At 72.3% G+C, this 21,207-nt stretch carries 18 protein-coding genes; 11 read left to right on the top strand and 7 right to left on the bottom strand.

The genetic code is table 11. The features are described 5' to 3' along the window. Positions 1–77: 77 nt before the first annotated feature. Positions 78–2,831 carry an AAA family ATPase gene (locus tag ACSHV8_RS21130; protein WP_436535461.1) on the top strand — a complete coding sequence of 918 codons (2,754 nt, stop codon included), beginning with the start codon at positions 78–80 and terminating at the stop codon, positions 2,829–2,831. Positions 2,832–2,840: 9 nt separating this feature from the next. Then, the gene (locus ACSHV8_RS21125; RefSeq protein WP_436535460.1) at positions 2,841–3,554 is read left to right on the top strand and encodes a phosphotransferase; all 714 of its coding nucleotides are present in this window, start codon (positions 2,841–2,843) and stop codon (positions 3,552–3,554) included. 120 nt (positions 3,555–3,674) lie between these two features. Here the strand turns inward: ACSHV8_RS21125 and ACSHV8_RS21120 are convergent, their stop codons facing one another. After that, entirely contained in the window at positions 3,675–4,295 is a 621-nt protein-coding gene (locus ACSHV8_RS21120) for a TetR/AcrR family transcriptional regulator (protein ID WP_436535459.1), read from the bottom strand. Between the two features lie 89 nt (positions 4,296–4,384). Between ACSHV8_RS21120 and ACSHV8_RS21115 the strand changes: the two genes are divergently transcribed. Then, positions 4,385–5,245, top strand: coding sequence for an alpha/beta fold hydrolase (locus ACSHV8_RS21115; protein ID WP_436535458.1), 861 nt, complete (start codon positions 4,385–4,387; stop codon positions 5,243–5,245). A gap of 129 nt (positions 5,246–5,374) precedes the next feature. Here ACSHV8_RS21115 and ACSHV8_RS21110 read toward each other — a convergent pair whose 3' ends face one another. Beyond that, a complete protein-coding gene (locus ACSHV8_RS21110; RefSeq protein ID WP_436535457.1) occupies positions 5,375–7,333 on the bottom strand; it encodes a SpoIIE family protein phosphatase in 1,959 nt (652 codons plus the stop codon). A 202-nt stretch (positions 7,334–7,535) separates the two neighbouring features. On the opposite strand from ACSHV8_RS21110, the gene ACSHV8_RS21105 reads away from it, so the two are divergent. Genes ACSHV8_RS21105 through ACSHV8_RS21090 form a run of 4 tightly spaced genes read left to right on the top strand, consistent with a single transcriptional unit; the run spans position 7,536 to position 10,566 of the window. Continuing rightward, positions 7,536–8,201 (top strand): DUF4097 family beta strand repeat-containing protein, encoded by a 666-nt coding sequence (locus tag ACSHV8_RS21105; RefSeq protein ID WP_436535456.1) that lies wholly within the window; start codon positions 7,536–7,538, stop codon positions 8,199–8,201. Between the two features lie 12 nt (positions 8,202–8,213). Then, entirely contained in the window at positions 8,214–9,146 is a 933-nt protein-coding gene (locus ACSHV8_RS21100) for an ATP-binding cassette domain-containing protein (protein ID WP_436535455.1), read from the top strand. Continuing rightward, entirely contained in the window at positions 9,143–9,919 is a 777-nt protein-coding gene (locus tag ACSHV8_RS21095) for an ABC transporter permease (RefSeq protein WP_436535454.1), read from the top strand. Before ACSHV8_RS21100 ends, ACSHV8_RS21095 begins: the two co-directional genes overlap by 4 nt. Beyond that, positions 9,916–10,566 (top strand): ATP-binding cassette domain-containing protein, encoded by a 651-nt coding sequence (locus ACSHV8_RS21090; RefSeq protein ID WP_436535453.1) that lies wholly within the window; start codon positions 9,916–9,918, stop codon positions 10,564–10,566. Before ACSHV8_RS21095 ends, ACSHV8_RS21090 begins: the two co-directional genes overlap by 4 nt. Here ACSHV8_RS21090 and ACSHV8_RS21085 read toward each other — a convergent pair. Then, positions 10,556–13,621: an ATP-binding protein gene (locus tag ACSHV8_RS21085; protein ID WP_436535452.1), complete on the bottom strand. Its 3,066-nt coding sequence runs from the start codon at positions 13,619–13,621 to the stop codon at positions 10,556–10,558. The genes ACSHV8_RS21090 and ACSHV8_RS21085 overlap by 11 nt on opposite strands. 121 nt (positions 13,622–13,742) lie before the next feature. On the opposite strand from ACSHV8_RS21085, the gene fabV reads away from it, so the two are divergent. Beyond that, positions 13,743–14,942 (top strand): enoyl-[acyl-carrier-protein] reductase FabV, encoded by a 1,200-nt coding sequence (fabV, locus tag ACSHV8_RS21080; RefSeq protein ID WP_436535451.1) that lies wholly within the window; start codon positions 13,743–13,745, stop codon positions 14,940–14,942. Positions 14,943–14,948: 6 nt separating this feature from the next. Here fabV and ACSHV8_RS21075 read toward each other — a convergent pair whose 3' ends face one another. From ACSHV8_RS21075 to ACSHV8_RS21065, 3 genes are read right to left on the bottom strand one after another with little or no spacing between them, the layout of a single operon-like run. Further along, entirely contained in the window at positions 14,949–15,836 is an 888-nt protein-coding gene (locus ACSHV8_RS21075; protein WP_436535450.1) for an arginase family protein, read from the bottom strand. A gap of 45 nt (positions 15,837–15,881) precedes the next feature. Continuing rightward, positions 15,882–17,090, bottom strand: coding sequence for a serine/threonine-protein kinase (locus tag ACSHV8_RS21070; protein ID WP_436535449.1), 1,209 nt, complete (start codon positions 17,088–17,090; stop codon positions 15,882–15,884). Positions 17,091–17,129: 39 nt separating this feature from the next. Continuing rightward, positions 17,130–17,765, bottom strand: coding sequence for a PaaI family thioesterase (locus tag ACSHV8_RS21065; protein WP_436535448.1), 636 nt, complete (start codon positions 17,763–17,765; stop codon positions 17,130–17,132). Between the two features lie 95 nt (positions 17,766–17,860). Here ACSHV8_RS21065 and ACSHV8_RS21060 point away from each other — a divergent pair, with 95 nt between their 5' ends. Next, a complete protein-coding gene (locus ACSHV8_RS21060; RefSeq protein WP_436535447.1) occupies positions 17,861–18,292 on the top strand; it encodes a type II toxin-antitoxin system Rv0910 family toxin in 432 nt (143 codons plus the stop codon). A 10-nt stretch (positions 18,293–18,302) separates the two neighbouring features. On the opposite strand, the gene kstR is transcribed toward ACSHV8_RS21060, so the two are convergent. Next, positions 18,303–18,923 carry a cholesterol catabolism transcriptional regulator KstR gene (kstR, locus tag ACSHV8_RS21055; RefSeq protein ID WP_436535446.1) on the bottom strand — a complete coding sequence of 207 codons (621 nt, stop codon included), beginning with the start codon at positions 18,921–18,923 and terminating at the stop codon, positions 18,303–18,305. 108 nt (positions 18,924–19,031) lie between these two features. On the opposite strand from kstR, the gene ACSHV8_RS21050 reads away from it, so the two are divergent. Further along, a complete protein-coding gene (locus tag ACSHV8_RS21050) occupies positions 19,032–20,036 on the top strand; it encodes an acyl-CoA dehydrogenase family protein (RefSeq protein WP_436535445.1) in 1,005 nt (334 codons plus the stop codon). Then, positions 20,017–21,150 (top strand): acyl-CoA dehydrogenase family protein, encoded by a 1,134-nt coding sequence (locus ACSHV8_RS21045; RefSeq protein WP_436535444.1) that lies wholly within the window; start codon positions 20,017–20,019, stop codon positions 21,148–21,150. Before ACSHV8_RS21050 ends, ACSHV8_RS21045 begins: the two co-directional genes overlap by 20 nt. The last annotated feature ends 57 nt before the right edge of the window (positions 21,151–21,207 follow it).

The following is a 21,207-nucleotide window of genomic DNA, read 5'->3' as shown; positions in this document are numbered from 1 at the left end:
GGGCGTGAGCGTGATCTACCGAACTCCTCGATCTTCTGGTGGCCGTCGCCGTAGGGTGGCGCCGGAGACTGGGGATCATGGGGCGAGTGATTTTGCGGGGGCGCGCGGCCGAGCTGGGCCAGGTCCTCGCCGCGTTCCGGCATGTGGCGCGGACCGGGCAGGCCGCGGTGGTCGCGATCGTCGGCGAGCCCGGGATCGGCAAGTCGAGCCTGCTGTTCGACGCCGCCGAGCAGGCCCGCCGTCAGGGTTTCGCGGTCGGGGTCGGCAAGAGTGAGGAGATCGACCGGATCGCGCCGGGCGCCCCGCTGCTGGTCGCGTTGCGGTCCGGCCGGCAGCCGCTGCTGGACGCGGCCGCCTACGCCGAGCTGGCCGACCTCCACGAACGCCAGTTGTGGCTGGTCAACCGCATCGCCGAGCTGATCGAGGAGGTGGCCGCCCGGCAGCCTGTGCTGATCGGGCTGGACGACGTGCAGTGGGCCGATCCGTTGACCCGGTTCGCGCTGCGGATGCTGCCGTCGCGGCTGGCCGGTTCGCCGGTGGTGTGGCTGCTGGGCAGCCGGTTGACCCCGGCCGAGCCGGTCGAGGAGATCCTGGCCGCGACCGACCCGTCGACGGCGGTCACGCGTGTCCCGCTCGGGCCGATCGGGTTCGACGACCTGGCCGCGCTCGCCGCCGACTTCCTGGGCGCCTCGGACGAGACCGTCACCGAGCTGCTGCGCGGGGTCGGTGGGAGTCCGTTCTGGGCGGTGCAGGTGCTGACCTCCCTGCGGCGCGGGCGTGCTCGCGGTCGGCCGGACGCCGGTCCGTACCCCGAATTGATTGCCGGTCTTCGCCGCCGCATGGCCGCCTTGCCGGATTTCGTGGCCGCCGTGGTCCGGGTCGTCGCGGTCTGCGGGCGGACCGTTCCGGCCGCCGCGGTCGCCGCGATCCTGGACGACACGACGGCTGAGCTGGTCGTCGAGGCGGCCACGCACGCCCAGGACGAGGGTCTGCTGACCGTCGATCAGGCCGGTCTGTCGCTGCCGCACGACGTCATCCGGGAGGCCGTGTACGCGCACATCCCGCCCAGCGAACGTCACCGCCTGCACCGGGCGCGCGGCCGGCAGCTGATCGCAGACGGGTCGCCCGCGCTGGCCGCGGTCCCGCACTTCCAGGCCGGTGCCGCCGCCGGCGATCGGGAAGCCGCCGAGGTGCTGCTGCGCGCCGCGGCCGAGAGCGTCCTGCTCGTTCCGGCCCAGGCGGCGGCGCTCGCCCGGCAGGCGTTCGAGCTCGACGATCGCCCGGAGACCGGCGAGCGGGCCCTCGAAGTGCTCGTCGACGCGCAGCGCAACGGCGACGTCCTGGAGCTGGCCGACACGCTGCTGCCCCTCGCCGGCGAGGAGGCCCGGGCGCGCATCGAGATCGCCGCCGGCTGGGCCCTGTGGGAGACCAGCGACTGCGACGAGCTGGAACGCCGGGCCGCGACCGCGGCCGCCCGGCCCGGCGTGCCGCCGATCGAGCGGGCCCGCCTGATGGCGTTGCGCGCACTGGCCACGACCAGGACCAGGTCCGCTCCGGGCGCGGTGGCCGCGGCCGAGGCCGCGTTCGCCGAAGGCACCACATTCAAAGATCACATCACTCGGCGTACGGCATTGCTGGCGCTGACCGAGGCCTCCCGCAACCTCGGTGAGCATCAGCGGGTGCTCGACCACTTCGACCGGCTCGAAACGATCGCGCCCGGCGCGCACGTGGCCGAACGGGTCCGCGCACTGCAACAGCTGGACCGCTACGACGACGCGGGCGCCCTGCTGGCCGCGGCCCGCCGGGACGCCGGTGACGACCTCGACCGGATGCTGCCGTCGCTGCTGTTCGCGCAGGCCTGGCAGCACCACAACCTCGGCCAGATCGAGGCGGCCGACGTCACCGCCCGCACCCTGCTGCGCGAGGCGGACGCGGTCGGCAACTTCGCGTTCGCCATGAACGCCCGCATGATCATGTGTGCCTGCGCGATCTATCGCGGTCAGCTCACCGAGGCCCGGGCGGCGATCGCCCCGCTCGAGAACAGCCCGGAGAGCCGCGACGAACTGCGCGCCTCCCGCCTGCACCTGGCCCGGGCGTGGCTGGCCGGCGAGGAGGGCGACCTGGAGACGGCCCTGACCATCGTGCGGCCACTGCTCGACGCCGCCGACGACGGCCACCATTTCTGGGCGTGGTCACCGGCCTGGATGCGTACGTTCGGAGGCCTCGCCCGGAGGGCCGGTGACGAGGCCCTGGCCGGGCAGGCCCGGCACATCGCCGACCTGGGCGCCCGCCGCAACCCCGGAGTCGCCACCCTGCAAGGCGTGTTTCTGCAGCTGAGCGGATACCTGGACGGCGACCCGGAATCGCTGCGGCGGGCGGTCGCGGCGATGCGACTCTCACCCCGGCCGCTGCTGCTGGCCGGCGCCCTGCGCGACCTCGGGACTGTCCTGGGCGCCGACGGGGCCGAGGCACTGCAGGAGGCGCGGGCACTGTTCGAGCAGGCCGGCGCCTGGGGTTACGCCCGGGCGATCGACGACACGCTCGGCGTCGGCCGCCGCCCCCGCTCCGGCGGCGCGGCCCGGCCGACACACGGATGGCCGGCGCTGACCGAGAGCGAGAACCGCGTCGCCGAGCTGATCGGTTCCGGACACACCAACCGCTCCGCCGCGGCCGAACTCCAGGTCTCGGCGAACACCGTGGGCACCCACCTGCGGTCGGTGTTCGCGAAGCTCGACGTGCGCTCGCGCGTCCAACTCGCCAACGCCCTGCACGTACGTGACACACCCGCCGGCCCGGCCGCGACAACAGCTCAGCGGACGGGCCGCACCTAGGCTGGGCGCATGGCTGACGACGCGGTGATCCTGGGCGGAGGGCGCCTGACCGCCGGGGTCGTGCGGGTCGGCGAGACGGTCCGGCGACCGGCCTCGCCGTTCACGACGATGCTGTTGACGCATCTGGCTCAGGCCGGCTTCCATGGTGTTCCGAGGCACCTGGGCCGTGACGAACTCGGCCGCGACATCCTGACTTTTCTGCCCGGCGACGTCCCCGCGAAGTGGCGTGCGTTCACCGACGGCCAGGTCGCCGGTGCTGGACTGCTGCTGCGCGGCTTCCACGAGGCGAGCCGGTCCTTCGCCGAGCGCCTGGGTGGCGGATCCGTGATTTGCCACCACGACGCCGGCCCGAACAACACCGTCTTCCGGGCCGGCCGACCGGTCGCCTTCATCGACTTCGACTTCGCCGCCGTGGGTGACCCGATCGAGGACGTCGCCTACATGGCCTGGTCCTGGTGCATCTCGTCGAAGCCGGCCCGAGGTGACGCGAGCGGCCAGGCGCATCAGGTTCGCGTCCTGGCCGACGCGTACGGGCTCGCCGCTGATCAACGCGCCCGCCTGATGGCCGCGGTGGGGCAGCGGTTCCTGCGCAACGAGCAATTCTGGTCCGCCGCGCCGCCGGTGACCTCCGGCCCCTCGCCGGCCGAGGGACTGGCCTGGACCTTGACCGAAAAAGCTTTCGTGAACCGCTTCCAGCACGTGTTCACGGCCGCCCTGGCGTAGACCAGCGAATTCGGCGAGGCCTCATGGTGGATCGGTCGCTGATGCGGTCGACCGGTGACCAGGACGAGTCCAACGTTGTGACGGAAGTGCGCGGGGCCCCATGTCCGGCGTCGAGCACGATCAGGATGTTGCAGTCTCCGGGGATGTCGGGCCGAACACGCGGTCAAGCTGAGCATCGACGAGAGCCAGTGCCTGTTCCGGGTTGTACAGACCGACGAGGATCGGCCCCACCAGTCCCTGGGTGAGGAAGTAGAGCGCGGGTGCCTCCGTGTCGGGATCGATGCCGGCGCGCAGTTCGCCCAGCCGTGACGCCTCGCGGAAGTTGGCAACCGACACCGTCAGGATGCGTCCGTATCCGTCGCGAAGCTGCTCGGCATATGCCGGGTTGACCGTCGCGGCCGAGAAGAACGCGATGTTGACACACGCCTCTTCGCGGCCGGCCGAGTCGACCGGGAGCATGACCGCGGTAGCGGCACGGATCAGATCGCGGCGGGTGGGCTCACGCAGCGCGGCGACGGCGGCCTGGAGTCGGGCCATCACGCGTTCGCGCATGTGCGACAGGGCGAACAACAGCATCTGCTGCTTGGTGGGGAAGTAATGCTGCACGGTTCCCATGGAGACGCCGGCTTGCACGGCGACGTCGCGCAGGCTCACCGCCTCGAATCCTTGCGTGCTGATGACGGCGAAGACCGCTTCGGCCAGGATGCGGCGGCGTTGTTCGTGATCGACCTGCTTCGGCACACACCGAACCTATCTCATGCGAACGCATTGCCATCGAATCCTGCGGCCCTTTATCATGCGATCGCATTGTAAAACATGGGGAGGCAGGCATGGGCATCGAGTACGCCGTGAACGGTGACGCCAGAATCGCCTACGAAACCTTCGGCACGGCTGGTGAACCGTTGCTGCTGGTCCTGGGGCTGGACTATCAGATGGTCTGGTGGCCCGACGCGTTCTGCGAGCGTCTCGTCGAGGCCGGTTTCCACGTGGCCCGCTACGACAACCGGGACACCGGACTGTCCACGCACTACCCGCAGCCGGCGGACGGCAGCCCGTGGCGGGCGCTGGTCGGCCGCACCCGCCCCCTGTACACGATTGCCGACATGGCTGCCGACGGCCTTGCGGTGATGGACGCGCTCGGCTGGTCCGGCGCGCACGTGCTGGGCGGCACCTCGGCGATCGCTCAGGCCATGGCGCTGCTGCACCCTGAGCGGGTACGCAGCCTCACGCTCTGCATGAGCAGCCCGGCGACCGCAGGGGTTCTGCAGACGCTGCGCTATCTCAAGTTCGGCATCTTCCGCGAGTTCCGCAAGCTGCCGAAGGCGATCACATCCGAGCAGGAGATCGACAACTTGGTCGCGATCTACCGGGCGCAGGCCTCGCCCGGCTACCCGTTCCCGGAGAAGTGGGTCCGCGAAGCGGCGACGCTCAGCCACACCCGCGCGCCCCGCGATCCGCGCACCACCCAGCGGCACCTCGCCGCCGGTCGAGCCGTGAAACTGCCGCCGCTGTCCGGCATCACCATGCCGACCCTGGTCGTCTCGGGCGCCGACGATCCGATGCTCAAGCCGAGTGCGGGCCGTGACCTGGCCGCCCAGATCCCCGGCGCGCAGTTCGTGGAATTCCCCGGCGTAGGCCACGACTGGCCCGAGGAAATCTGGGACGACGTTATCGCCCGAATGCCCCGCTGACACCACACCTCACTTCCGGCGCTCTTGGAGGACGACGACCTCAACGACCTTCTTGACGGCGGCGTGCTCAGCTCGGCGTTCAGAGCGCAGGCGGCCGAATTTCCGGGCGGTTTCCGGAGGTGGTGGGGTTCAGCGTGGATTGTCGGTGGTGTGGGGCAGGTCGACCAGGGTGAGGACGTGCCGGGCCGTGCTGCCGGCCGGCGCGTACAAGGTCAGCGCGTTCCCCGGCCGAGGCCGGAACAGCTCGGCCACCGCCGAACTGGCCAGGTGGGTCACCCCGCTCAGGTCGACCACCAGGTCGTGGGTGCCGCCGTGGGTCCGCCGGTCCAGTTCGGCCCGCAGCTGGTCCACCGTGCTCCCGTCCAGCGGCCCGCTGATCGCGATCCGGCGGGACGGCGTATCCGGTTCGGCCACGATGATCAGTTCGTCGGGTTCGGTGACCACGCCCCCGTAGTTGATCAGGTCGAGGGTGAGCAGTCTTGCCGACCGGGACAGCCGCCGCCGTACGGTGACCGTCGTGCCCTCCCGTCCGCGATCCACCTCGAAGTAGTCGGCGAACGACCGGGCCAGCGCCAGCCCGTATCCTCGCGCGGGCCGGCAGCGGTCCTCCTCGGCCGCCCGTTCGCACCAGCGTCCGCTGTCCTCCACGGACAGCCGGGCCATCCCGTCCTCCTCCACCGAGGCGGTGACCGTGATCGTGATGTCGCCGGCGCCGGGCCGGGCGTGTTCGCAGGCGTTGGCCACGAGTTCGACCGCCGCGTGGGTGAGCGCCTCCACGTCGGCCCGGCCCACGTGCACGTCGACGGCCCAGGCCCGGACGGCCGCGCGGACCACGTTCATCGAGGTGGTGGCGCTCGGCGCGGCCAGCCGTAGCGGCGGCACCGGGGTGCGGCGGCGGGCGGCCAGCAGGGTGACGTCGTCGCTGTGCCCGGTCTGGCGCAGCAGCAGTTCCAGGGTTTGCGCGCACACCTGCTCGGCCGTGGACAGCCCGGCTCCGGCGTCGAGGCCGCGCCCGGCGACGGCCCGGCGTACGACCTCGAAGAGTTCGGCGACGGAGGTGGACGGGGTTCGTCCGGGCCGTTCGATGATCCCGTCGGTGTAGAGCAGGACCAGTTCGTCCGGGCCGAGCCGGTCGGCCCAGGTCGTGTACCGGGCGCCGGTGCCCAGTGGCCCGTGCGGCGCGACGGCGAGCAGCCGGGCGTTGTCCGGGCCGGCGATCAGCGGCGGCGGGTGTCCGGCCGAGCAGCCGGTCAGTGTCCCGTCGGCCGGGTCGAGCACGACCACGCAGACGGTCGCGGCGTGGGCGTCCGGGACGCGGCCGGCCATCCGGTCGGCGGCGGCGATCGCGGCCAGGACGTCGCCGGTCTCGTCGAGCCGGTCCTGTATGACCGCGCGCAGCTGGCCCATCGCGGCCGAGGCGGCCACACCGTGTCCGACGACGTCGCCGACGACGAGCGCGACCCGGCCGCCGGGCAGGACGACCGCGTCGAACCAGTCGCCGCCGGCCGAGGTGTCGGCGTCGGCCGGCAGGTACGCGGCGGCGAGGTCGACCCGCGGCAGGACCGGCAGGCCGGGCGGCAGCAGCTGGCGCTGCAGCATGTCGATGACGTTGCGGGCCTGGGCGAAGCGGCGTTCCGCCTCGGCGGTACGTTCCTGGGCCGCGCGTCGTTCCAGGACCCGATCGGTCACGTCGACCAGGTCGACGATGACTCCGGAGACCTCGCCATCGGGCGTCCGGAACGGCAGCAGGGTGAAGTCGACGAAGAACTCCCGCCACTCGCCGGTGTCCGGGACCTTGATGCGTCCCCGCCAATCGCGCAGGGAGGCCGGCCGTCCGGAGGCCATCACCTCGCGCAGGAACTTGGTGAAGTGCTGGTCCCCGACTTCCGGTACGGCCTCCAGGATCCCTTTACCGACCATGTCGTCGCGTTCGCTGAACGCCCGGTACGCGGCGTTGGCGGCCACGAAACGCATCTCGGACCCCTGGAAAGCACACACCATGTGCGGCAACTGCTCGAAAACAGCCTGCACGACGGCCAGTTCGCCCGCCTTCGGGTACGGACCGACAGCGCTGTTGACTCCTGACACGAAACACCGTTCCGGACTGTGGGATGGGACCGTCCGAGACCGTAGCCGACGACACCGGCCGGGGACGCGATCTGCGTCGGCGCGCGGGCACGCGTCCGGGTGACTGACACGCGTTCCGGCCCGTGTCAGTGCGCTGTCGGTGCCGTGTTAGCGCCGCCGGTCATGGTCTGTGGGCCAACGCAGAGCACCCAGGGAGATCATGATGCAGACGTTCGACACCACCGCCCCGATCGCCGTCGTCCTCGGCGTCCCGGCCGGCCGCATCCGCCTCACCGCCGCCGACCAGGTCACGGCCACGGTCGAGGTGCTGCCGGCCGACCCGGCCAAGAGCCGGGACGTCAAGGCAGCCGAGCAGACCACCATCGCGTACGTCGATGGGATTCTGCGCATCGAGGCCGGGGCGGCGAGGAACGAGCTTTTCGGCAACCCGGGATTCGTCGAGGTGACCGTCCGGGTGCCGGCCGGTTCCGGCGTCGAGGGCCGGGCCGCCGCGGCCGATTTCCGGGCGGTCGGGCGCTTCGGCGACGTCGTCTTCGAGACCGCGCAGGGCCCGATCGACATCGACGAGGCGGCCGGCGCCCGGCTCGGTGTGGCCGCCGGGGACGTGTCGATCGGCCGGCTCACCGGTCCGGCCGAGATCCGGACCAGCAAGGGCGACATCCGGATCGTGGAAGCGGTCCGGGGCGAGGTCGTGCTCGGCACCCAGGCCGGCTCGATCACGGTCGGCGCGGCCGCCGGTGTCTCGGCGGCGCTGAACGCGCACACCGGTTACGGCCGGATCAGCAACAGCCTCAAGAACGACGGCTCGATCGAGCTGGCCATCGAGGCCACCACCGCGTACGGCGACATCACCGCCCAGAGCAACTGAGGGAGCACGACCATGACGAACCTGGCCATCGAAGCGAACGGGCTGCGCAAGTCGTACGGGGAGAAGGTCGTCCTCGACGGGGTCGACATCGCCGTACGGGAAGGAACGGTTTTTGCTCTTCTGGGTCCGAACGGTGCCGGCAGGACCACCGCCGTGAAGATCCTCTCCACGCTCGTGGCGGCCGGGGCGGGCACCGGCGGGATCCGGGTCGGTGGTCACGACCTGGCCGCCGACCCGCAGGCGGTGCGCGCCGCGATCGGGGTCACCGGGCAGTTCTCGGCGGTCGACGGGTTGATCACCGGCGAGGAGAACATGCTGCTCATGGCCGACCTGCACCACCTGTCCAAGGAGGAGGGGCGGCGGGTAACGGCCGAGCTGCTGGAGCGTTTCGACCTGGTCGAGGCGGCGAAGAAGCCGGCTTCCACGTACTCCGGTGGCATGAAACGGCGGCTCGACATCGCGATGACGCTGGTCGGGGACCCGCGGATCATCTTCCTGGACGAGCCGACCACCGGGCTGGACCCGCGCAGCCGGCACACCATGTGGCAGATCATCCGCAAGCTGGTCGCCGGCGGTGTCACCGTCCTGCTGACCACCCAGTACCTGGAGGAGGCGGACCAGCTGGCCGACCGGATCGCCGTGCTGCACGGCGGGAAGATCGTCGCCGAGGGCACCGCCGAGCAGCTGAAGCGGATCGTTCCGGGCGGCCATGTGCGGCTCGGTTTCACCGACCCGGACGCCTACCGCGGTGCTGCCGCCGCGCTGCCGGACGCGCACCGCGACGACGAGTCCCTGGCCCTGCAGATCCTCAGCGACGGCAGCCAGCGCGACCTACGCACGATCCTCGACCGGCTCGACGCGGCCGGCGTCGAGGCCGACGAACTGACCGTGCACACCCCCGACCTGGACGACGTGTTCTTCACCCTGACGGAGGCCGCCCGATGAGTACTTTCGCCCTGCGCGACTCGACGACGATGCTGCGCCGCAACCTGCTGCACGCCCGCCGCTACCCGTCGCTGACCCTGAACCTGCTGCTCACCCCGATCATGCTGCTGTTGCTCTTCGTCTACATCTTCGGCGACACCCTGGGGGCCGGGCTCGGCGGCGGACGGGCGGAGTACATCGCGTACCTCGTCCCCGGTCTTCTGTTGATGACCATCGGCAGCACCGTGATCGGCACAGCGGTGTCAGTCTCGACGGACATGACCGAGGGGATCATCGCCCGGTTCCGGACGATGGCCATCCACCGCGGGTCGGTGCTGGTCGGGCACGTGATCGGCAGCGTCCTGCAGTCGGTCGCCAGCGTCGTGCTGGTCGGTCTGGTCGGGGTGGCGATCGGGTTCCGTTCGACCGATGCCACCGTGTTGGACTGGCTGGCCGCGTTCGGGCTGCTCGTGCTCTTCGCCCTGGCCCTGACCTGGATCGCCGTCGGCATGGGCCTGATCAGCCCCAGCGCCGAAGCGGCCAGCAACAACGCCATGCCGCTGATCCTGCTGCCGCTGCTGTCCAGCGCGTTCGTCCCGATCGACAAGATGCCCGGCTGGTTCCAGCCCATCGCCGAGTACCAGCCGTTCACCCCGGCCATCGAAACCCTGCGCGGCCTGCTCCTGGGCACGGAGATCGGCCACAACGGCTGGCTCGCGGTCGCCTGGTGCGTCGGCCTCGCAGTCCTCGGCTACTTCTGGGCCACCGCCAAGTTCAGCAACGACCAGAAATGATCACCGTCGAAGGGCTGGTCAAACGGTACGGGTCGACGACCGCGCTGGACGGCGTCGACCTGCGGGCCCCGAGCGGCCAGGTCACCGCCGTGCTCGGCCCGTCCGGGGCCGGCAAGTCCACCCTGGTCCGCGTCCTGGCCGGCCTGACCGGCCCGGACGCGGGCCGGTTCACCGTCGAGGGCCCGGTCGGGCTGCTCGACGAACCGACCGCCGGTCTCGACCCGCACGCCCGCGACGAACGCTGGGAGTCGATCCGGCGGCTGCCCGGCGACGGGACCACGGTGCTGCTGACCACCCGGTTCCCGGAGGAGGCGACCCAGCTGGCCGATCGGATCGTCGCGCTCGACCGGGGCCGGGTCGTCGCGCAGGGCCGGGCCGGGGAGCTGCGCCGCCGCACCGGCGGTCAGATCCTGCACGTACGGGCCACGGTCGCGGCCGACGGTGACGCGGTCGCCCGGATCCTGCACGAGCTGACCGGCGTGACCCCGGCCCGCGACACCGGAACCGGCCGGTTGACCGTCCCGTCCGGCGATCCGATGCTGTTGTCCGCGCTGGTCCGCCGGCTCGACGCGGCCGGCATCCCGGCCGACGAGCTCGGGCTGCGCCTGCCCGGCCTGGACGAGGTGTTCCGGGCGCTCAGCCGTTGACCGCCCCGGTGAGCAGCCGCAACGCCTGCTCCCGGGGCAGCTCGGCGCCGCGGCCGTACGCCTCGTGATAGCCGTCCGGGCCGAGCGCGCCGACCAGCCCGGTGACGAGGGTCCGCAGGACCGGTTCGCCGTGGTCGAAGGCCCCGCGGATGGCCTCGCTCCAGCCCAGCGCGGTCGCCGCGTCGCCCGGCCGGTCCTCCAGCGCCAGCAGCTCCCCGACCTGCTCGGCGGCCCAGGCCAGCCCGTTGCTCTGCTCGCGGGCGATGTTCGGCCGCACCGCCCGGGGCAGCAGCGCGCGGGCCCCGGAGGCGTCGCGCGCGGCGAGACGGTTCATCATCCGGGTGCCGTCGATCAGATCAAGGGCCATCTGCTCCGGGTACGGCAGGTGCCGCACCCGGAGCAGCAGCCCGTCCAGGATGCGCTCGGACGCGTCGAGGTCGCCCGCCCGCCGTTCCAGGCTCGCCACCCCGAACAGCAGGGATGCCTCCCGCCGCCGCCCGAGGTGCCCGGCCCGTTCCCGCATGGCCCGCAGGTCGCGGCCGGCGCCGTCGAGGTCCCCGGCGCGCATCCGTTCCCGGGCCAGCCGGTTCCGCGTCCAGTACAGATAGTCCTCGGTGCCCAGTTCGGCGCTGATCGCGACGGCCCGTTCGAACGCGGCGATCGAGGTGGCGTACTCGCCGCGCAGCGACGGGACCCGCCCGATCGCCAGCAGGCTCATCACCAGACCCCACCGGTCCCCGGCCTGCTCGAAACCGCGGACCGCCTCCTCCCGGGCCCGGGCGCCGCCCTCCAGGTCACCGTGCTCGACCAGGGTGAAGTTGTGCGCCCAGTTGGCGCTGGCCCGCACCCACGGATCGGCCGACGTCAACGCCTGCTCGATCCCGGCGGCCTCGGGCGCGAACGCGTGCTGGGAGATCCACAGCAGCCGGGCCGGATGAACCTCCTGCGCCCGCAACGTCGACCGCACCAGCTCCAGCGCGCGGTGGGCGCCGGCCGGAACCCGGTCGCCGAGCTCGCACAGCTCGGCCAGGAACGCCTCCAGCTGCGTGTTCAGCCCCCGGTTGGCCCAATACCAGAACAGGGCCTTGATGAATCGGTACGTACGAACGGCGTCGCCCGCGTCCAGCACCGCCCGCAACGCGGCCGCGAGGTTGTCCTGCTCGGCGTCGAGCACGGCCAGCGCGCTCAACTGCTCGCGGGTGCGCAGCAGCGGTTCCTGCCGCTCGGCCAGCTCCAGGTGGTGGTCGGCGAACCGGGCCACGACGTCGTCCCCGGACGCGGCCAGCTGCTGCGCCCCGTACGCCCGCACGGTCTCCAACATCCGGTAGCGCCCGCCGACCTGCTCCACGATCGACTTCTCGACCAGCGAGTCCACCACGTAGAGCACGTCGCGCGCCGGCAGCGCCACGTCGGAACAGACCGCCTCCAGCGCGGCCGTCCCCGCCCCGCCCGGGAACATCGACAGCCGCCGGGCCAGGATCCGCTCCCGCTCGTCGAGCAGATCCCAGCTCCACTCGACCATCGCCAGCAGGGTGCGCTGCCGCGGCATGGCCGCCCGGCTGCCCGAGGTCAGCAGCCGGAACCGGTCGTCGAGACCGCCGACGATCTGCTCCACGGCCATCGAGCGCAGCTTCACCGCGGCCAGCTCCAGCGCGAGCGGCATCCCGTCCAGGCGCCAGCAGATCTCCACGACGGCGTCCACCGTGCGCTCATCAAGAACAAAATTTGCGCGTACGCCGGTAGCCCGCTCCGTGAAAAGCCGAACCGCGGCCGCCCCGGCGGCGGTGGCCAGGTCGGGCTCCCCGGCCGGCAGGTCCAGGGGGCCGAGGTGGCACAGCGCCTCCCCGTTGATGGCCAGCGGTTCGCGGCTGGTGGCCAGGATCCGCAGCTGCGCCACCCGTCCGAGCAGCTCGTCGGCGAGCCGCGCGGCCGCCTCCACGAGGTGCTCACAGTTGTCGAGCATCAGCAGCGCGTCCCCGACGTCGAGCAGCTCGGCCAGCCGGTCCACCGCCCCGGTCGCCGGCCCGCCGCCGTAGAGCCGGCCGTGCGACGAGCCGACCACCCCGAGGACCGCGTCGGCCAGCTGCTCCGGATCGCCGAGCCCGGCCAGCGGCACGAACCACACCCGGCCCGGCCCGTACGCGGGATCCCGCCGGGCCGCCTCCACCGACAGCCGCGTCTTGCCGGCCCCGCCCGGCCCGACGATCGTGACCAGCCGGGCCGCACCCATCAGCCGGGCGATCCCGGCCAGCTCGTCCTCGCGGCCGACGAAACTGGTGACGCCGGCCGGGAGCCGGTTCGGCGCCGCCGCCGGCGTCTCCGTCTGCCCCCGCAGCAGGGAGACGTGCAGCTCCCGCAGCTGAGGCGACGGGTCGACGCCGAGCTGGTCACCGAGCGCGGCCCGGATCCGCTCGTAGACGCCGAGCGCGTCCGACTGCCGGCCCGACGCGGCGAGGGCCCGCATGCGCAACATGGCGAGCCGTTCACTGAGCGGGCGCGCGGCGGCGGCCGCCCCGAGATCGGTCAGGACCTGCGCGTGCCGGCCCAGCGCGAGCTCCGCCTCGAACCGGTCCTCAGCGGCACCGGCCCGCGCCTCGTCCAGGCGGGCCGCGGCGTTGCGGGCGAACGGCGCGTCCAGAACGTCGGACAGCGCCGCCGCCTGCCACAACTCCCCGGCCGCGGTCAGAGTGTCGGCGGCCTCGGCGAACCGCCCGGCCGCCAACTCCTGCCCACCCCGGGCGGCGAGCTGCTCGAACCGGTGCGCGTCCACATCGTCGGCCCGCACCGGCAACCGATACCCACCGGCCGCGAACTCCACCGTCCCGGCCGTCCCGAGCACCCGGCGCAGGCGGGAGACCAGCCCCTGCAGTGCCGCGGGCGCGCCGGCCGGGGTGTCCTCACCCCACAGATCGTCGATGAGCGCGTCGGCCTGAACCGGCCGCCCGCCGGCCAGAGCCAGCCGCGCCAGCAGCATGCGCAGCCGGGCGCCGGGAATCTCCACCGCCACCCCATCGTCGGAGGTGACCGCCACCGGACCCAGCAACACAACCAGCACCGCAGCATGATCGCAAAACCGGCCGCCGCGTGGAGTCCCGTCCTCGGCGCCCCCGGAATACTGATCGGCGGTTCAGGGCCGATGATGGGTGGCCAGACCAGCCGTTGCGGAAGGACCGTCCATGCCTGAACGCGTTGTGAGTCCCAGCGGTCGCGGGTTTCTGCTCCTCGACGCGCACCCGGCCGGCTGTTTCGAGTCGGTCGCGCAGATGCGGGCCGTGGTCGAGGCCCGGAAGGACGTACCGGGACCGGGACCGACGGCCCTGGTGATCGGTTCCAGCGCCGGCTACGGGCTGGCCGCGACCGTCGCCGGCCTGGTCCGCCACGGCATTCGCGGGGTGGGCATCGGATTCGAGCGTCCGCCCGGCCGGCGCACCGGGACGGCCGGCTGGTACCGGACCATCGCGACCGATGCCCTGGCCCGCGAGCTCGACCGTGAGTTCGTGTTCCTCAACGCCGACGCGTTCGCCGACAGCACCAAGGCCGAGGTCCTGGACCTCGTCGCCGACCGTTTCGGGGCGCTGGACTACCTGATCTACAGCGTGGCCGCGCCGCGCCGCACCGACCCGGTAACCGGCACCACCTTCCAGTCGGTGATCAAGCCGATCGGTGCCGCGCACACCACCAAGACCCTCGAATTCGACAGCGACGGAACCGCGGTGCTGCGGCAGATCAGCGTCGAGCTGGCGACCGACCAGGAGGCGGCGGCGACGGTCCAGGTCATGGGCGGTGCGGACTGGTCACTCTGGGTCGACGCGCTGGCCGACCGGGGTCTGCTGCGCCCGGGGTTCCGGACGGTGGCGCTGTCCTACATCGGTTCGGAGCTGACCTCGGCCATCTATCGGTCCGGCACCATCGGCGCGGCCAAACAGCACCTGGAGGTCACCGCCGGACGGATCGGACAGCGGCTGACGGCGGTCGGCGGGCGGGCACTGACCTCGGTCAACGGGGCCGCGGTGACCCAGGCGTCGATGGCGATCCCGGGGCTCGCCCTTTACCTCGGCCTGGTGCACGCCGTGCTGGGCGACGACATGCAGTCGCCGATCGAGCAGTCGGTGCGGATGTGGGATCAGCTGACCGGTGCGGAACCTCTGGACCTGGACGACGAGGGGCGCATCCGGCTGGACCGCTGGGAGCTGGATCCGTCGGTGCGGGCCCGGGTCGCCGAGCGGTGGGAGTCGGTCACGCCCGGCACCGCCGCGGAGCTGGTCGACATCGAATGGTTCCGGACCCAGTTCCGCCGCCTGTACGGCTTCGACGTGCCCGGTGTCGACTACAGCCGGCCGGTCGAGACGGACCGGCCCTGGCCGACCCCGCGCTGAGGTCGTTCAGCTGTTCAGCGCGCAGACGACCGCATCGGTCAGGGCGGCCGCGTACCGGCCGTCCGGATCGAGGTCCGGGTCGTAGATGGTGACCAGCAGCCCGACGCAGCCGGGCGCGGCCAGCAGCGGGCGCAGCAGCTCGACGAGCTGCGGATAGTCCAGGCCGCCGGGGTCGGGCGCGTCGGCCGCCGGCATCACCGACGGGTCGAGCACGTCGGCGTCGAGGTGCACCAGGAAACCGTCGAGGCCGGCCAGCCGTTCCACCGCCCGCGCGCCGACCTGGCCCGGGCCCTGCGCGACGATGTCCGGGGTGGTCCACACCGGCATGCCCAGCGCGCGGACCTCGTCCACCTGGTCGTCGTAGTCGCGGACCCCGAGCACGACCAGATCCTCCGGCCGGCAGTAGGGCGCCAGCCCGTCGAGGTCGACGATGTCCGGCTGGCCGTGGCCGGTGACGATCGCCGTGGTCTCACCGGCCGACGCGCCGACGTAGTCGCTGTTGCCGGTGTGCCGGAAGTCGATCGAGCCGTCCAGGTAGGCGATCCCGTACCGCCCGCGGCGGCGCAACGCGAGCATGGCGCCGAACAGGATCGAGCAGTCCCCGCCGAGCAGGAGCAGGAACTCGCCGTCGTCGACCACCGTCCCGGCCCGGTCGGCGAGCCGCCGGGTGTAGCCGGCCAGCGCCGCCGCGTTCAGCACCCCGTCGCCCGGCTTCCAGTCCCGGATGTCGTAGCGCGGCGGCACGACCACCCCGCCGTCGCGCGCACCGAGGCGCCGCAGCAGTCCCTGGTCGCGCAGCGCCCCGGCCAGCTTGTAGCAGCCGGGCACGAGCCCGGGCGCCGGCGCCCGCAGACCGAGGTTGGACGGAGCGTCAAGCGCGGTGATCGATCGCATCGGGCCAGGCTAGGACAGCCGGGCCGCCGACGCTGACCGTCCGGCCTACTTCCCGGGCTTGACCTTGGGCGGCTTGGGCGGCTTGGCGGGCTTGGGCGGCTTGGGCCCGGCCGGTTTCGGCGCGGCGGGATGGGCCGCCTTCGCCTCGGGTGCCGGGGCGGCGGTCGTTTTTTCCGACGTCGGCCGGTCGACCACCCGCACGAAGACGGTCGCCGACGGGCTCGGCGAAGAGGAAGTGCTGGTCGCCGGCGTCGAGGTGGGCGTTGCGGCCGCGGCTTGTGGCGAGACCGGGACCTCGTCGAGGCTCCACCAGGCGGCGCTCAACGCCAGCACGCCCGCGGCCGCCGCGCCGACCAGCACCTGGCGCGGACGACGGCGCCGGAGCAGGGGGAGTGCGACCGTGGGCACGGCTGCGGTCCGCATCAGGGTCTGCGGCGGCAGCCCACAGATCCCGCCCAGCGTCTCCGCGATCTCGCCGGACGACGGCCGGTCACCCGGTTTCTTGGCCAGACTGCGTTCCAGCAGCCGCCGGGCCTCGGCGGGCAGGCCGGGTACGGCCGGAAGCGGCGCCGGGCTCGTGTAGACGTGAGCCTTGACCATCTGCGTCACGGTCGTCGCGTTCCACGGCATCTGCCCGGCCAGCGCGCGGTAGAGCAGCAGGCCGAGCGCGTACACGTCGGTCGCCGGCCGGACCGGCTGTCCCGTCACGCGTTCCGGCGCCAGGTAGGCCGGGGTGCCGAGCACGATGCCGTCCTGCCCGTCGAGTTCGCCGACCGTCGCCGAGATCCCGAAGTCGACCAGTTTGACCCCGGTCGCGGTCACCATGACGTTGCCCGGTTTGACGTCCCGGTGCACGATCCCGGCCCGGTGCGCCGCGGCGAGCGCGGCCGCGACCTGGGCGCCGATCAGGACGGCGAGTCGCCACGGCAGCCGGCCGGCGGTCAGCATGTCGTCCATCGACCGGCCCTCGACCAGCTCCATGACGACGTACGACAGGGTGCGTCCGGCCTCGGTGAACTCGCTGTAGTCGAAGACCTCGACGATGCCCGGGTGCCGCAGGCCGGCCGCGGCGCGGGCCTCGGCCCGGATCCGTTGGCGCAGCCCCGGATCGTCGGCCAGCGCGGCGGACAGGACCTTGACCGCGACCTCCCGGCCCAGCACCTCGTCGTCGGCCCGCCAGACCACCGACATCCCGCCCCGGCCCAGCATCTCGCCCAGCCGATAGCGGCCGTTGATCAGGTCTCCACGATCCACGCCAGAGGTACTGCCCGGGTTCCTGTCAATGGAAACCGATCATTGCCGGACCTGGCCGAACAATCGGGTGGCCTGGTCGGCGCGCAGGCCGACGAACGTGCCGGTGGCGGTGACCAGGGCCGTGCCCGGGTCGGCCTCGGTGGCGATGGTGCCGGTCGCGGTCACCCGGCGGCCGTCGACCTCGCCCACCGAGGCGGTCAGGAGCAGCGGGGTGAGCAGCGGGACCGGCGCGCGGTAGACGGTGTCCAGTCGCACGGTCATCCCGGGATTGCCGGAGGCGACCACGGCGTGCCCGAGGATCTGGTCGAGCAGCATCGCGCTGACGCCGCCGTGCGCGAACGTCGGTGGCCCCTCGAAGGCCAGGCCGAGCGTGCACCGCCCGATCGCCGTGCCGTCCGCCACCTCGATGCGCAGGGGCGGGGCGAGGGCGCTGCCGGTCCCGGTGACCGGGTTGTACATACGGATGCCGCCGAGCAGGTCGTCGGCGCTGGACAGGGTGGCCCGGTCGCGCACCCGGCGGCCGAGCCGGGCGATCACGGCACGGATCGTGGCGGCGGCGTCGAGGAGGTGGTCGGTCGGCGCTTCGGTGGTGGTGGCGTGTTCGACCAGGGATCGCAGGGCGTCGCCGAGTTCGCTGATGGCCTCGCGCCGGTGGGTCACCGCTTGTCGTTCCATGACAACAGCATCGCCGCCGATCAGCGTCGGCGAACTAGTGAATCAAGTCACACTGCTATAACCTGTTCTAGTTGCTCAACTGGAGGAGGCGCGTGATGGCCAAGGTGACCGTTGAGGCCGATACCAAGGCGGATCCGCAGCGGGTCTGGGATGTCGTGTCGGACCTGTCGCGGGTCGCGGAATGGAACACGATGCACGAGGGATTCGTCGGCGACGTGCCGGCCGGCCTCGGCGACGGCGTCACGTACCGGCAGAAGGTGAAGCTGATGGGCATGCCGGCCGAGATGGCCTGGCGGGTGACCACGGCCGACGCACCGGGCCGGTTGGAGCAGAACGGCGACGGCCCGATGGGCGTCAAGGCGAAGAACCTGTTCGTGATCGCGCCGGCCGAGGGCGGTTCGCACATCACGTACGAGATGGAGTTCATCGGCCCGGCGCTGAAGGGCCCGATGGCCGGCATGCTGGAGAAGCAGGCCGGTGCCGCCGGTCAGCAGGCCCTGGCGAAACTGGTCGCCCTGGCTGAATAGCGCCGGGACGTCAGCGCAGCAGCAGGCGACTGGCCAGCTCCAGGTGGTTGATCACGTCGTTGGCCGAGGCACGGCGGGTCACCCAGGCCACCAGGTTGGACAGCCACACGTCGCCGATGACCCGCGCCTTGGCCCGGTCGTCGGCGGTCGGCTCGCCGTCGTGCATGGCCCGCGTGAACATGTCCTCCATCAGCCGGGCGACCGCGTTGACCTCGGCGCTGGCCGACGGATCGGCGAACATGAAGGCCCGGGTCATCGCCTCGGTGAGCTGCGGCTCACGCTGCATCGCCCGGGTCACCCGGCTGAGCACGAAGCGCATGCGCTCGTCCGGGGTGTCGCCCGGGATCGGCTTGCGTTCCAGCTTCTCCTGGGTCTTCTCCAGCTCGGCGGCCAGGGCCGAGACCAGCAGGTGGATCTTCGAGGGGAAGTAGCGGTAGAGCGTGCCCAGGGCGACCTCGGCGCGCTCGGCGACCGTGCGCATCTGCACCGCGTCGTAGCCACCCTTGGAGGCCAGCGCCAGGGTGGCCTCAAGGATCCGGCGGCGCCGGTCGCGCTGCGCGGCCGAGCCCTGCTCGGCGTCGAGTGTGCTGCGCGCCGCGCGAACACTGGTACTTGTTCTCGGAGTCACCATGGTCTACCCCTCGTGGTGCAGTGGTCCTACCAGCCTAGCAACGGGATGTTGACAGTCTGTTGCGGCGCTTGACCTTCCGGCAGAACTGAAACGTGTTCTAATGGCGGAATGGGTCCGGACTTCGCGCTCGACGACGCCCAGGAGGCGATCGTCCGTCTGGCCGGCGAGGTGCTCGGCGACCACGCCGGCTCGCCGGACCGACTGTGGAAGGCGCTCGGCCAGTCCGGGCTGCTCGGCCTGGCCGTGCCGGTCGAGCTGGGCGGATCCGGGCTCGGCGCCCTCGCCACCGGCCTGCTGCTGACCGAGCTGGGCCGGCACGCGGCCCGGGTCCCGGCCTGGTCGACGCTGTCGCTCGGCGTGCTGCCGGTGGTCCGCTGGGGCACGCCGGACCAGCAGCGTGACCTGCTCCCCGGCGTGCTGGAGGGCCGGGTGCTGACCGCGGCCCTCGGCGAGCCGGTCACCGCCACCGCGGACTGGCGGCTGACCGGGACATGCCGCGCGGTCCCGGACGCCGACCGCGCCTACCGGATCCTGGTGCCCGCCGCTCAGACGATCGCCCTGGTCGACCCGACCGCGCCCGGAGTGACCCGGCATCGCATCCCGACCTCGGCCGGCGGCGACGAGTTCGCGCTGCGGCTCGACGACGTCCCGGCCGAACCTCTGGGAGATCAAAGAGCCGATCCCTTACGGTACGGCGTGGCCGGCGCGTGCGCGCTGGGCGACGGCGCCCTGGCCGGGGCCCTGGCGATGACCGCCGATCACGTGCGCCAACGCCACCAGTTCGGCCGCCCGCTGGCCACCTTCCAGGCCGTGGCCCAGCAGATCGCCGACGTCTACATCGCCTCCCGCACGATGCACCTGGCCGCCCTCGCGGCGAGCTGGAACCTGGAGAAGGGCGCAGACACCGACCTGTGGACGGCGGCGTACTGGCTGTGCAGCGAGGCGCTCCCGGCCCTGCGCATCTGCCACCACCTGCACGGCGGGCTCGGCCTGGCCGCCGACCACCCGCTGCACCGGCACACCGAACTCGTTCGTGACCTGGTCCGTCACCTCGGCGGCGCCGAGAACTGTCTCGACCGGCTGGGAGGCCGCGATGATGATCGAGCTCAGTGAGGCGCAGTCGGCGCTCCGGGCGCGGCTCCGTCCGTACCTGAGCAAGATTTTGACCTCGGAAGAACGCTCGGCGGTGCTGCGCGAACGGCACGGGCGCGTCTATCGCGACCTGGTCCGCAGGCTGGGCCGGGACGGCTGGCTGGGGCTCGGGTTCCCGGAGCGGTTCGGCGGCGGCGGGCTCGGACCGGTGGAGCAGCAGATCTTCGTGAACGAGGCGGCCCGCGCCGACGTGCCGCTGCCCGCGGTGACGCTGCAGACGGTCGCGCCGACGCTGCTCGCCCACGGCACACCCGAGCAGCAGGAGTTCTTCCTGCCGCGGATCCTGGCCGGGGAGATCCACTTCGCGATCGGCTACACCGAACCGGAGGCCGGCACCGACCTGGCCGCGCTGCGCACGCGAGCCGTCCGCGACGACGACGGTTACCTGGTCAACGGGCAGAAGATGTTCACCACGGGCGCGCACGACGCCGACTACCTGTGGCTGGCCTGCCGCACCGACCCGGACGCGCCCCGCCACAAGGGCCTGTCGATCCTGATCGTGGACACCAGCGATCCGGGCTACTCCTGGACGCCGATCATCACCTGCGACGGCGCCCACCACGTCAACGCGGTCTACCTCAGCGACGTGCGGGTGCCCGCGAATCGCCTGGTCGGCGCCGAGAACGGCGGCTGGCGGCTGCTCACCACCCAACTCAACCACGAGCGGGTGATGCTCGGTCCGGCCGGTCGCTTCGGGGCATTCATCGATCGCGTACGGACATGGGCCGCGACCCACGACGAACCCGACGTGCGCCGCGCCCTGGCCCGCGCCGAGGCCTGCCGCCGCGTCAACGAGCTGCTCAACTGGCAGGTGACCGGCGCCGAGCCGAGCGCCGCCGACGCGTCCGCGACCAAGGTGTTCGCCTCCGAGCGGCTGCTCCGGATCGGTCAGGACCTGGAAGAGGTCGTCTGGCGGCACGGCGACCCGGCCGATCCGGCCACCGCCGAGCTGCTGACCTGGCTGGACGTGCAGTCCAAACGCAACCTGGTGCTGACCTTCGGCGGCGGCGTGAACGAGATCCAGCGGGAACTGATCGCGTCGGCGGGCCTGGGCCTACCCCGGGTGCCGAGATAGGGCCCGCACCCGAGGCCGGCTTCTCGGCAAGCCGCAGGCGAGGGCCCAGAAGGGGGT

Source organism: Actinoplanes sp. HUAS TT8, from assembly GCF_051380535.1.
Lineage (GTDB): Bacteria > Actinomycetota > Actinomycetes > Mycobacteriales > Micromonosporaceae > Actinoplanes.
The sequence above is the reverse complement of the archived record's forward strand: the minus strand, read 5'-3'. Positions and strand labels throughout refer to the sequence as shown.